The following is an 11,637-nucleotide window of genomic DNA, read 5'->3' on the forward strand; positions in this document are numbered from 1 at the left end:
CGGCCAAAGGCGCCCCCGAGCGCGCGGGTTGCTCCGGTGTTGCGCCGTCGTGCGCCCGGACCCGGCAGAACGGTAACGGGCCGCTTCTCGGCGGGAGTCGAACGCGAGACCGGCGCGGAGCAGGTCCGCGCCGGCTCTCTGCCGTGTACCCCTAGGACGCCGCCCGCAGCTCCTCCCGGAGACGGTCGGCGATCTGCGGCGGCATCGGGTCGTGCCGCGCGTAACGGCGGCCGAAGCGCGCGGTGCCGTGCGTCAGGGAGCGCAGGTCCACCGCGTACCGGCCGATCTCGATCTCCGGTACCTCGGCCCGGATCAGGGTCCGCCCGCCGCTCGTCTGCTCGGTGCCGAGCACCTTGCCGCGCCGTCCGGACAGGTCGCTCATCACGGCGCCCACATAGTCGTCGCCGACCAGCACGCTCACCTCGGCCACCGGCTCCAGCAGATGGATCCTCGCCTGCGCCGCGGCCTCCCGCAGCGCCAGCGCGCCGGCCGTCTGGAAGGCGGCGTCGGAGGAGTCCACCGAGTGCGCCTTGCCGTCCCGCAGCGTGACCCGCACGTCGATCAGCGGATGGCCCGCGGCGACGCCCTTGGCGGCCTGCGCGCGGACGCCCTTCTCGACGGACGGGATGAACTGCCGGGGCACCGCGCCGCCGACCACCTCGTCCACGAATTCGATGCCCGAACCGCCCGGCAGCGGCTCCACCTCGATCTCGCAGATGGCGTACTGACCGTGCCCGCCGGACTGCTTGACGTGCCGCCCGCGCCCGGCCGCCCGGTCCCCGAACGTCTCCCGTAGAGAGACCCGGTGGGGTACGACGTCGACCTGGACGCCGTAGCGGCTGCGCAGCCGTTCGAGCGCCACGTCGGCGTGGGCCTCGCCCAGGCACCACAGGACCACCTGGTGCGTGTCCTGGTTCTGTTCCAGACGCATCGTCGGATCCTCGGCCACCAGCCGCGCGAGCCCCTGGGAGAGCTTGTCCTCGTCGGGCTTGCTGTGCGCCTGGATGGCGAGCGGCAGCAGCGGGTCCGGCATCTCCCACGAGGCCATCAGCAGCGGGTCGTCCTTGGCCGACAGCGTGTCCCCGGTCTCCGCGCGGCTCAGCTTCGCCACGCACGCCAGATCACCCGCGATCACGTGCGAGACCGGCCGCTGCTGCTTGCCGAACGGCGTCGACAGGGCGCCGATCCGCTCGTCGACGTCGTGGTCCTCATGGCCGCGGTCGGCCAGCCCGTGCCCGGAGACGTGCACCGTCTGGTCGGCGCGCAGGGTGCCGGAGAACACGCGGACCAGCGAGATCCGGCCGACGTACGGGTCGGAGGACGTCTTGACGACCTCCGCGACCAGCGACTCGTCGGGATCGCACATCCGCAGCTCGCGCGGAGCGCCGTCGGGCGTGGTGACCCGGGGCGCCTCGCGCTCCAGGGGGGTCGGGAAGCCGCGCGTGATCAGCTCCAGCAGCTCGACCGTGCCGAGCCCCTGCCGGGCGCCCTCGGCCGCGGGGGCGGCGGCCAGGACGGGGAAGAACACCCCGCGCGCCACGGCCCGCTCCAGGTCCTCGATGAGCGTCTTGACGTCGACCTGCTCGCCGCCGAGATAACGCTCCATGAGGGTCTCGTCCTCGCTCTCCGAGATGATCCCCTCGATCAGCATCGAGCGGGCCTCGTCGATCAGCGGGAGCTGCTCCTCGCCCGGCTCGGACTCCTCGCGCTCGCCGGACGCGTAGTCGAACAGCTTCCGCGACAGCAGCCCGATGAGCCCCGTCACGGGTGCGTGCCCGTCGGGCGCCTGCGGCCCGTGCAGCGGCAGGTACAGCGGCAGCACGGCGTCCGGATCGTCCCCGCCGAAAGCCTCCGCGCAGATCCGCGTCGTCTCCTCGAAGTCCGCGCGGGCGGCCTCCAGGTGCGTGATCACGATGGCGCGCGGCATGCCGACGGCGGCGCACTCCTCCCACACCATGCGGGTCGAGCCGTCCACCCCGTCGGAGGCCGAGACGACGAAGAGGGCCGCGTCCGCCGCGCGCAGACCGGCCCTCAGCTCACCGACGAAGTCGGCGTACCCGGGAGTGTCCAGGACGTTGATCTTGATGCCGTCCCATTCGACCGGCACCAGGGAGAGCTGTACGGAGCGCTGCTGCCGGTGCTCCATCTCGTCGTAGTCCGAGACGCAGCCGCCGTCCTCCACGCGGCCCGCCCGGTTCAGTGCTCCCGCCGTCAGCGCGAGAGCTTCCACCAGAGTCGTCTTGCCCGATCCGGAGTGGCCGACCAGCACCACATTCCGTACGGACGTGGGGTGGTCGGCCGCCGTAGCCCTTCCGGCGGCTCCGGGATGGGTGTGTGCCTTGTCGCCCATGTCCTTGCCTCCCGTGCACGGTGAGGTCACTGTGGGCGCGGACACGCGGGACCGCGTGCACTGGCGGCTCCGGCGACGCCCGCGGTCCTTCGAGCTTTCCACTCCCGTCACGCCGCGTCCATACGACGGACCCGATCCCGCCGCCCACCGGTCGCCCACCAGGGGGCCAGGGTGCCCGTCCGTCGCCCACGCGCGCGCGTGGCTACGATGGGCCAGCCGGTGGCCAGCAGGGGCCGCGGCCACACCGACCGTCGGGAAGGCCATGCTGAACAAGTACGCGCGTGCATTTTTTACGCGTGTCCTCACACCGTTCGCCGCGTTTCTCATCCGCCGGGGCGTCAGCCCGGACACGGTCACGCTGATCGGCACCGCCGGTGTGGTCGCGGGTGCGCTGGTCTTCTACCCCATGGGTGAGTTCTTCTGGGGCACGGTCGTGATCACGCTCTTCGTCTTCTCCGACCTCGTCGACGGCAACATGGCCCGCCAGCTCGGCCGCTCCAGCCGCTGGGGCGCCTTCCTGGACTCCACGCTGGACCGGGTCGCCGACGGCGCGATCTTCGGCGGTTTCGCCCTCTGGTACGCGGGCGGCGGTGACGACATCGTGCTGTGCGCCGTGTCGATCTTCTGCCTGGCCAGCGGCCAGGTGGTGTCGTACACCAAGGCGCGCGGCGAGTCGATCGGCCTGCCGGTCGCCGTCAACGGGCTGGTCGAGCGCGCCGAGCGACTCGTCGTCTCGCTGGTCGCGGCCGGTTTCGCGGGGCTGCACAAGTTCGGCGTGCCGGGCATCCAGTACCTCCTGCCGATCGCCCTGTGGATCGTCGCCGTCGGTAGCCTCGTCACGCTGATCCAGCGCGTCGTCACGGTCCGCCGGGAGGCCGCCGAGGCGGACGCCGCCGGCCAGGAGAGCCAGGGCACCGAGGCGGCCAAGTGAGCGCTCGGGACCGGCTGACCGACGGCCTGTACGGCGCCGGCTGGAGCACCGTGAAGAAGCTTCCCGAGCCGGTCGCCGTGCGGCTCGGCCGCACCGTCGCGGACGTCGCCTGGAAGCAGCGCGGCGCGGGCGTACGGCGCCTGGAGAGCAACTACGCGCGCGTGGTGCCGGAGGCGGGTCCCGAGCGGCTCGCCGCCCTCTCGCGCGCGGGCATGCGCTCGTACCTGCGCTACTGGATGGAGTCCTTCCGTCTGCCCGCGTGGAGCACCGAGCGGATCAGGTCCGGCTTCGCGGGCGAGGACCTGCACCACCTCACCGACGGCATGGACGCCGGCAAGGGCGTGGTCCTCGCCCTCCCGCACCTGGCCAACTGGGACCTCGCGGGCGCCTGGGTCACCACCGAGCTGGGCATCCACTTCACCACGGTCGCCGAACGCCTCAAGCCGGAGACCCTCTACGACCGCTTCGTCGCCTACCGCGAGGGCCTCGGCATGGAGGTCCTGCCGCACAGTGGCGGCACGGCGTTCGGCACGCTGGCCCGGCGGCTGCGCGACGGCGGCCTGGTCTGCCTGGTCGCCGACCGGGACCTGTCCGCCTCCGGCGTGGAGGTCGACTTCTTCGGCGAGACGGCCCGGATGCCCGCGGGTCCGGCCCTGCTGGCGCTGCAGACCGGCGCACGGCTGCTGCCGGTGACGCTCTGGTACGACGAGTCGCCCGTCATGAAGGGCCGGGTGCATCCGCCGGTCGAGGTCCCCGAGTCAGGTACCCGGGCCGAGAAGACGTCTGTCATGACACAGGCGCTGGCCGATGCCTTCGCCACGGGGATCGCCGACCACCCGGAGGACTGGCACATGCTCCAGCGCTTGTGGCTGAAGGACCTCGACCCCGCCAAGGCCCCCGCGGCGGCCGACGGGCAGGGCGCCTCGTGAGGATCGGCATCGTCTGCCCGTACTCCTGGGACGTGCCGGGCGGCGTCCAGTTCCACATCCGGGACCTGGCGGAGTACTTCATCCGTCTCGGCCACGAGGTCTCCGTCCTCGCCCCCGCCGACGACGACACCCCGCTGCCGCCGTACGTCGTCTCGGCCGGCCGCGCGGTGCCGGTCCCGTACAACGGCTCGGTGGCCCGGCTGAACTTCGGCTTCCTGTCGGCGGCCCGGGTGCGGCGCTGGCTGCACGACGGCGCCTTCGACGTCATCCACATCCACGAGCCGACCTCGCCCTCGCTCGGCCTGCTCACCTGCTGGGCGGCGCAGGGCCCGATCGTGGCGACCTTCCACACGTCCAACCCGCGCTCCCGCGCGATGATCGCCGCGTACTCGATCCTCCAGGCCGCCCTGGAGAAGATCAGCGCCCGGATCGCGGTGAGCGAGTACGCCCGCCGCACCCTCGTCGAGCACCTCGGCGGGGACGCGGTCGTCATCCCCAACGGCGTCGACGTCGACTTCTTCGCCGACGCCGAGCCGAGGCCCGAGTGGCAGGGGGACACGATCGGCTTCATAGGGCGCATCGACGAACCCCGCAAGGGCCTGCCGGTCCTGATGCGGGCGTTGCCGAAGATCCTCGCCGCCCGCCCGGAGGCCCGGCTGCTGGTCGCCGGGCGCGGCGACGAGAAGGAGGCGGTGGCCTCGCTGCCCGCCGAGCTGCGCTCCCGGGTGGAGTTCCTCGGCATGGTCAGCGACGAGGACAAGGCCCGCTTCCTGCGCAGCGTCGACCTGTACGTGGCCCCCAACACCGGCGGCGAGAGCTTCGGGATCATCCTGGTCGAGGCCATGTCGGCGGGCGCGCCCGTACTCGCCTCCGACCTGGACGCCTTCGCCCAGGTCCTCGACCAGGGCGCGGCCGGTGAGCTGTTCCCCAACGAGGACGCCGACGCACTGGCCGAGGCCGCGGTGCGGCTGCTGGCGGACCCGGAGCGCCGGACCGCGCTCAGGGAGCGCGGCAGCGCCCACGTACGGCGCTTCGACTGGTCCACGGTCGGCGCGGACATCCTCTCGGTCTACGAGACGGTCACGGCGGGCGCGGCGGCGGTGGCGACGGACGACCGGGCGACCGGACTGAGGGCCCGCTTCGGACTGGCCCGGGACTGAGACCGGATCTGTCGGCCGACATCCTCAGCCCGTCCGGCGTTTGAGGACGAGGCCGTCCAGGCCGAAGGGGGGTCTGGGGGCGCAGCCCCCAGTGACGCCCACCGTGAGGTACCCCGCCAACCCAGCGGAGCGCTCCCGTAGGGTTGCGCCCCGTGACCGCAACCCTCATCTGGATCCTGGTCGTCCTCGTCGCGATCGGCCTGTACCTGAGCTGGACGGCGGGGCGGCTGGACCGGCTGCACGCCAGGATCGACGCCGCCCGTGCCGCCCTCGACGCGCAGCTGCTGCGCAGGGCGTCCGTGGCCCAGGAACTCGCCACCTCCGGGGTGCTCGACCCGGCCGCATCCATCGTCCTGTACGAGGCCGCGCACGCCGCCCGGCAGGCCGAGGAGGAGCACCGGGAGGTCGCCGAGAGCGAGCTGAGCCAGGCACTGCGGGCGGTGTTCGCCGACCCGCAGCAGGTGGACGTCCTGCGCGAGGCGCCCGGGGGAGACGAGGCGATCCACGAGCTGGCCGAGGCCGTACGGCGCGTCCCGATGGCCCGGCGCTTCCACAACGACGCGGTGGGAGCCGCGCGCAGGCTGCGCGAGCACCGCAAGGTCCGCTGGTTCCGCCTCGCCGGACACGCTCCCTTCCCGCTGGCCTTCGAGATGGACGACGAGTCGCCGTCGCCCCTGGTGGACAGGGCGGCGTAGAGCCGGCGCCCCCGGTCGCCCGGCGGGCGTTCCGCGCCTTCGGGTCCAAAAGGATCCACCGGCTGTCCATTGGCCCTTGCTGTGGCCTGGTCCATTCGCGTTTCCTCGGAGCTGCACAAACCCCCTTCCTTCAGTGAGGTACCCGTGTCCAGCACGCTCTCCGAGAACCAGACCCCCGAGACCGGCACCGCCCGCGTGAAGCGCGGCATGGCCGAGCAGCTCAAGGGCGGCGTGATCATGGACGTCGTCACGCCGGAGCAGGCGAAGATCGCCGAGGACGCGGGCGCCGTCGCCGTCATGGCCCTGGAGCGGGTCCCCGCCGACATCCGCAAGGACGGCGGCGTGGCCCGGATGTCCGACCCGGACATGATCGAGGGCATCATCGGCGCGGTCTCCATCCCCGTGATGGCCAAGTCCCGCATCGGCCACTTCGTCGAGGCCCAGGTCCTGCAGTCCCTCGGCGTCGACTACATCGACGAGTCCGAGGTCCTCACCCCGGCCGACGAGGTCAACCACAGCGACAAGTTCGCCTTCACCACCCCCTTCGTCTGCGGCGCCACCAACCTCGGTGAGGCCCTGCGCCGCATCGCCGAGGGTGCCGCGATGATCCGCTCCAAGGGCGAGGCCGGTACTGGCAACGTCGTCGAGGCCGTCCGCCACCTGCGCCAGATCAAGAACGAGATCGCCCGGCTGCGCGGCTACGACAACAACGAGCTGTACGCCGCCGCCAAGGAGCTGCGCGCCCCGTACGAGCTGGTCCGGGAGGTCGCCGAGCTGGGCAAGCTCCCCGTGGTCCTCTTCTCCGCCGGTGGCGTCGCCACCCCGGCCGACGCCGCGCTCATGCGCCAGCTCGGCGCCGAGGGCGTCTTCGTCGGCTCCGGCATCTTCAAGTCCGGCGACCCGGCCAAGCGCGCCGCCGCCATCGTGAAGGCGACCACCTTCTACGACGACCCGAAGATCATCGCGGAGGCGTCCCGCAACCTCGGCGAGGCCATGGTCGGCATCAACTGCGACACCCTCCCCGAGACCGAGCGCTACGCGAACCGCGGCTGGTAGGACGAGGACACCGGATCCATGAGCGACACCCCCGTCATCGGCGTCCTGGCCCTCCAGGGCGACGTACGGGAGCACCTCGTCGCCCTGGCCACGGCCGACGCCGTGGCCAGGCCGGTCAGGCGCCCCGAAGAACTCGCCGAGGTCGACGGCCTGGTCCTGCCCGGCGGCGAGTCCACCACCATCTCCAAACTGGCCGTCCTCTTCGGAGTGATGGAGCCCCTCCGCGCGCGCGTGCGGAACGGCCTGCCCGTCTACGGCACCTGCGCCGGCATGATCCTGCTGGCCGACAAGATCCTCGACCCGCGCTCCGGACAGGAGACGGTCGGCGGCATCGACATGATCGTGCGACGCAACGCCTTCGGACGGCAGAACGAGTCCTTCGAGGCGGCCGTCGACATCAAGGGCGTCGAGGGCGATCCTGTGGAGGGCGTGTTCATCCGCGCCCCCTGGGTGGAGTCCGTGGGCGCCGCGGCCGAGGTGCTCGCCGAGCACGAGGGCCACATCGTCGCGGTCCGCCAGGGCAACGCTCTGGCCACGTCGTTCCACCCGGAGCTGACCGGCGACCACCGCGTGCACCGCCTCTTCGCCGACATGGTGCGCGCGTACCGGGCGGCGGAGTCCTTGTAGGATTCCTCCGTTCGTTCGTTCAAAGACGGGTTACGCGAAGGAGACAGGCAGATGTCCGGCCACTCTAAATGGGCCACGACGAAGCACAAGAAGGCCGTCATCGATGCCAAGCGCGGCAAGCTCTTCGCGAAGCTGATCAAGAACATCGAGGTCGCGGCCCGGATGGGGGGCGTCGACATCGAGGGCAACCCGACGCTGTACGACGCCATCCAGAAGGCCAAGAAGCAGTCGGTACCGAACAAGAACATCGACTCCGCGGTCAAGCGCGGCGGTGGCCTCGAAGCCGGCGGCGCCGACTACGAGACGATCATGTACGAGGGTTACGGCCCGAACGGCGTCGCGGTACTCATCGAGTGCCTCACCGACAACCGTAACCGCGCCGCCTCCGACGTCCGCGTCGCCATGACCCGCAACGGCGGCTCCATGGCCGACCCGGGCTCGGTGTCGTACCTGTTCAACCGCAAGGGCGTTGTGATCGTCCCCAAGGGCGAGCTGGGCGAGGACGACGTCCTGGCCGCCGTCCTGGACGCGGGCGCCGAGGAGGTCAACGACCTCGGCGAGACCTTCGAGGTGCTCAGCGAGGCCACCGACCTGGTAGCGGTCCGCACCGCCCTCCAGGCCGCCGGCATCGACTACGAGTCCGCCGACGCCAACTTCGTCCCGACCATGCAGGTCGAGCTGGACGAGGAGGGCGCCCGGAAGATCTTCCGGCTGATCGACGCCCTGGAGGACAGCGACGACGTGCAGAACGTCTTCGCCAACTTCGACGTGAGCGACGAGGTCATGGAGAAGGTCGACGCGTAGCGCCGCCGCGCACCCGACGATTCCGGCGGGCCGGGGACACGTCCCCGGCCCGCCGCCGTTGTCGGTGGCACCCGATAGCCTGCACAAACAGGCGATCGATGTGAGGGGAGCCGTGCGTTGCGCGTACTGGGGGTGGACCCGGGGCTGACCCGCTGCGGGATCGGTGTCGTGGAGGGCGTCGCGGGCCGGCCGCTCACCATGCTCGGCGTCGGAGTGGTCCGTACACCCGCGAACGCCGAACTCGGCCACCGCCTGGTCGCCGTCGAGCAGGGCATCGAGCAGTGGTTGGACGAGCACCGGCCGGAGTACGTCGCCGTGGAGCGCGTCTTCAGCCAGCACAACGTCCGCACGGTCATGGGCACCGCCCAGGCAAGCGCCGTCGCCATCCTGTGCGCCTCCCGCCGCGGCATCCCCGTGGCCCTGCACACCCCCAGCGAGGTCAAGGCCGCCGTCACCGGCAGCGGACGCGCCGACAAGGCGCAGGTCGGTGCCATGGTCACCCGGCTGCTGCGGCTCGCCGAACCGCCCAAGCCCGCCGACGCCGCCGACGCCCTCGCGCTCGCCATCTGCCACATCTGGCGCGCTCCCGCACAGAACCGGCTCCAGCAGGCCGTGGCCCTGCACGCCTCCAAAGCCCCCAAGACCCCTAAAACCCCGACCGCACCGAAAGGCCGTACGACATGATCGCCTTCGTCAGCGGCACGGTCGCCGCCCTCGCCCCCGACGCCGCGGTGGTCGAGGTCGGCGGCGTCGGCATGGCCGTCCAGTGCACGCCGAACACCCTCTCCACCCTCCGCCTCGGCAAGCCCGCCAAGCTCGCCACCTCCCTCGTCGTCCGCGAGGACTCGCTCACCCTGTACGGCTTCGCCGACGACGACGAGCGCCAGGTCTTCGTGCTGCTCCAGACGGCCAGCGGCGTGGGCCCCCGGCTGGCCCAGTCGATGCTCGCCGTGCACAATCCCGACGCCCTGCGCAGAGCCGTCTCCACCGGCGACGAGAAGGCGCTCACCGCCGTCCCCGGTATCGGCAAGAAGGGCGCGCAGAAGCTGCTCCTGGAACTGAAGGACCGGCTCGGCGAGCCCATCGGGGCCCCCGCCGTCGGCGCGCCGGTCAGCACCGGCTGGCGCGACCAGCTGCACGCGGCCCTCATCGGCCTCGGGTACGCGACCCGCGAGGCCGACGAGGCAGTCTCCGCGGTGGCGCCCCAGGCCGACGCCGCCGGGGGCACGCCCCAGGTGGGCCAGCTGCTGAAGGCGGCCCTGCAGACCCTGAACCGCGCCCGATAGCCCGCACCGAGAGCCGAGGCACACCTGATGAACTGGGACGACACGACCGACACGGACGCCGCGGGCGAACGGCTGGTGGGTGCGTCCGCCGACGGCGAGGAACAGGCCGTGGAGGCCGCCCTGCGCCCCAAGGACCTGGGCGAGTTCATCGGCCAGGAGAAGGTCCGCGAGCAGCTCGACCTCGTGCTGCGCGCCGCACGCGCGCGCGGGGCGACCGCCGATCACGTACTGCTCTCCGGCGCCCCCGGCCTCGGCAAGACCACCCTCTCGATGATCATCGCGGCCGAGATGGAAGCCCCCATCCGCATCACCTCGGGCCCCGCCATCCAGCACGCCGGAGACCTCGCGGCGATCCTCTCCTCCCTCCAGGAGGGCGAGGTCCTCTTCCTCGACGAGATCCACCGCATGTCGCGGCCCGCGGAGGAGATGCTCTACATGGCGATGGAGGACTTCCGCGTCGACGTCATCGTCGGCAAAGGCCCGGGCGCCACCGCCATCCCCCTGGAGCTGCCGCCCTTCACCCTGGTCGGCGCCACCACGCGCGCGGGGCTGCTGCCGCCCCCGTTGCGGGACCGCTTCGGCTTCACCGCGCACATGGAGTTCTACGGACCGGCCGAACTGAAACGCGTCATCCACCGCTCGGCGGGCCTGCTCGACGTCGAGATCGACACCGCCGGCGCCGCCGAGATCGCCGGCCGCTCCCGCGGCACCCCCCGCATCGCCAACCGCCTGCTGCGCCGGGTGCGGGACTACGCCCAGGTCAAGGCCGACGGCCTGATCACCCGGGAGATCGCCGGGGCCGCCCTCGCGGTCTACGAGGTCGACGCCCGGGGCCTGGACCGGCTGGACCGGGGTGTGCTTGAGGCCCTGCTCAAGCTGTTCGGCGGCGGGCCGGTCGGCCTGTCCACGCTCGCCGTCGCCGTGGGGGAGGAGCGTGAGACAGTGGAAGAGGTCGCCGAACCCTTCCTCGTCAGAGAGGGTCTGCTCGCGCGCACCCCGCGCGGGCGCGTGGCGACCCCGGCCGCATGGGCGCATCTCGGCCTCACCCCGCCTGGTTCGCAGACTTCCGGAAACGGACAACAGGACTTGTTCGGGGCGTGACGACACCGTCACGAAGAGGACATTCGCCGGAGCAGGAACCCCGGTGCCATGCTGAGCGTTGTTCCATGCGCGCGGACTCGCTTAGACTCCGCCGATGCCGCCCTTGTCGGCGGCGCAAACACCCCCAACCATCAGGCCGCTCACCATCGCGGTCGTGTGAAGGAAGTACCGACCCGTGAGTCTCGTGACCCTCCTCCCGTTCATCGTGCTCATCGGGGCCATGTTCCTGATGACCCGGTCGGCGAAGAAGAAGCAGCAGCAGGCCGCCAACATGCGGAACGAGATGCAGCCCGGTTCCGGGGTCCGCACCATCGGGGGCATGTACGCCACGGTCAAGGAGGTCAGCGAGGACACGGTCCTCCTCGACGCCGGTCCGGGCGTCGAGCTGCTCTTCGCCAAGAACTCCATCGGTGCCGTCCTGAGCGATGAGGAGTACAACCGCATCGTCCACGGCATCGAGCACGACCTGAAGTCCGACGCAGGCGTCGTCCCGGACGACGCCTCCTCCCTCACCGAGACCGACGCCTCCGCCGACGACGCTGCCGCCTCCGACGGCAAGTCCGTCGACCTCGGCAAGAAGGACGCGACCGACGAGCCGGCCGACGAGCCGACGGTCGACGCCGCGTCCGCCGAGGCGAAGACGGACGAGCAGCCGAAGAAGTCCGACGGCGGTTCCGAGGCGAAGTAGCCGTGCTCCG

At 71.7% G+C, this 11,637-nt stretch carries 12 protein-coding genes; 11 read left to right on the forward strand and 1 reads right to left on the reverse strand.

All coding sequences use genetic code 11. The annotated features are described in order from the left end of the window. Positions 1-151: 151 nt before the first annotated feature. A complete protein-coding gene (locus ACFCZF_RS13385) occupies positions 152-2,350 on the reverse strand; it encodes an elongation factor G-like protein EF-G2 (RefSeq protein ID WP_376671755.1) in 2,199 nt (732 codons plus the stop codon). A 262-nt stretch (positions 2,351-2,612) separates the two neighbouring features. Between ACFCZF_RS13385 and pgsA the strand changes: the two genes are divergently transcribed. The 11 genes from pgsA to yajC all read left to right on the forward strand — a co-directional run bounded on the left by pgsA (position 2,613) and on the right by yajC (position 11,627). Next, a complete protein-coding gene (gene pgsA / locus ACFCZF_RS13390) occupies positions 2,613-3,281 on the forward strand; it encodes a phosphatidylinositol phosphate synthase (protein ID WP_376671756.1) in 669 nt (222 codons plus the stop codon). Next, the gene (locus tag ACFCZF_RS13395) at positions 3,278-4,210 is read left to right on the forward strand and encodes a phosphatidylinositol mannoside acyltransferase (RefSeq protein ID WP_376671757.1); all 933 of its coding nucleotides are present in this window, start codon (positions 3,278-3,280) and stop codon (positions 4,208-4,210) included. The genes pgsA and ACFCZF_RS13395 overlap by 4 nt, the downstream gene beginning before the upstream one ends. After that, positions 4,207-5,370: a glycosyltransferase family 4 protein gene (locus tag ACFCZF_RS13400; protein WP_376671758.1), complete on the forward strand. Its 1,164-nt coding sequence runs from the start codon at positions 4,207-4,209 to the stop codon at positions 5,368-5,370. Before ACFCZF_RS13395 ends, ACFCZF_RS13400 begins: the two co-directional genes overlap by 4 nt. Positions 5,371-5,522: 152 nt before the next feature. Further along, positions 5,523-6,065 carry a hypothetical protein gene (locus tag ACFCZF_RS13405; protein ID WP_376671759.1) on the forward strand — a complete coding sequence of 181 codons (543 nt, stop codon included), beginning with the start codon at positions 5,523-5,525 and terminating at the stop codon, positions 6,063-6,065. A 144-nt stretch (positions 6,066-6,209) separates the two neighbouring features. After that, on the forward strand, positions 6,210-7,121 hold the full coding sequence (gene pdxS / locus ACFCZF_RS13410; RefSeq protein ID WP_121745928.1) for a pyridoxal 5'-phosphate synthase lyase subunit PdxS: 912 nt from the start codon (positions 6,210-6,212) through the stop codon (positions 7,119-7,121). 18 nt (positions 7,122-7,139) lie between these two features. Then, positions 7,140-7,748, forward strand: coding sequence for a pyridoxal 5'-phosphate synthase glutaminase subunit PdxT (gene pdxT, locus ACFCZF_RS13415; RefSeq protein ID WP_376671760.1), 609 nt, complete (start codon positions 7,140-7,142; stop codon positions 7,746-7,748). 51 nt (positions 7,749-7,799) lie between these two features. Further along, positions 7,800-8,552 (forward strand): YebC/PmpR family DNA-binding transcriptional regulator, encoded by a 753-nt coding sequence (locus ACFCZF_RS13420; protein ID WP_376671761.1) that lies wholly within the window; start codon positions 7,800-7,802, stop codon positions 8,550-8,552. A gap of 117 nt (positions 8,553-8,669) precedes the next feature. Then, positions 8,670-9,236 (forward strand): crossover junction endodeoxyribonuclease RuvC, encoded by a 567-nt coding sequence (gene ruvC / locus ACFCZF_RS13425; protein WP_375921338.1) that lies wholly within the window; start codon positions 8,670-8,672, stop codon positions 9,234-9,236. Beyond that, positions 9,233-9,838: a Holliday junction branch migration protein RuvA gene (ruvA, locus tag ACFCZF_RS13430; RefSeq protein ID WP_376671762.1), complete on the forward strand. Its 606-nt coding sequence runs from the start codon at positions 9,233-9,235 to the stop codon at positions 9,836-9,838. The genes ruvC and ruvA overlap by 4 nt, the downstream gene beginning before the upstream one ends. Before the next feature lie 27 nt (positions 9,839-9,865). Continuing rightward, a complete protein-coding gene (gene ruvB, locus ACFCZF_RS13435; protein ID WP_376671763.1) occupies positions 9,866-10,939 on the forward strand; it encodes a Holliday junction branch migration DNA helicase RuvB in 1,074 nt (357 codons plus the stop codon). A gap of 175 nt (positions 10,940-11,114) precedes the next feature. Continuing rightward, complete coding sequence (gene yajC, locus ACFCZF_RS13440; RefSeq protein ID WP_375921347.1) at positions 11,115-11,627, forward strand: preprotein translocase subunit YajC; 513 nt, start codon at positions 11,115-11,117, stop codon at positions 11,625-11,627. The last annotated feature ends 10 nt before the right edge of the window (positions 11,628-11,637 follow it).

It is taken from the genome of Streptomyces sp. NPDC056296, from assembly GCF_042268605.1.
Lineage (GTDB): Bacteria > Actinomycetota > Actinomycetes > Streptomycetales > Streptomycetaceae > Streptomyces.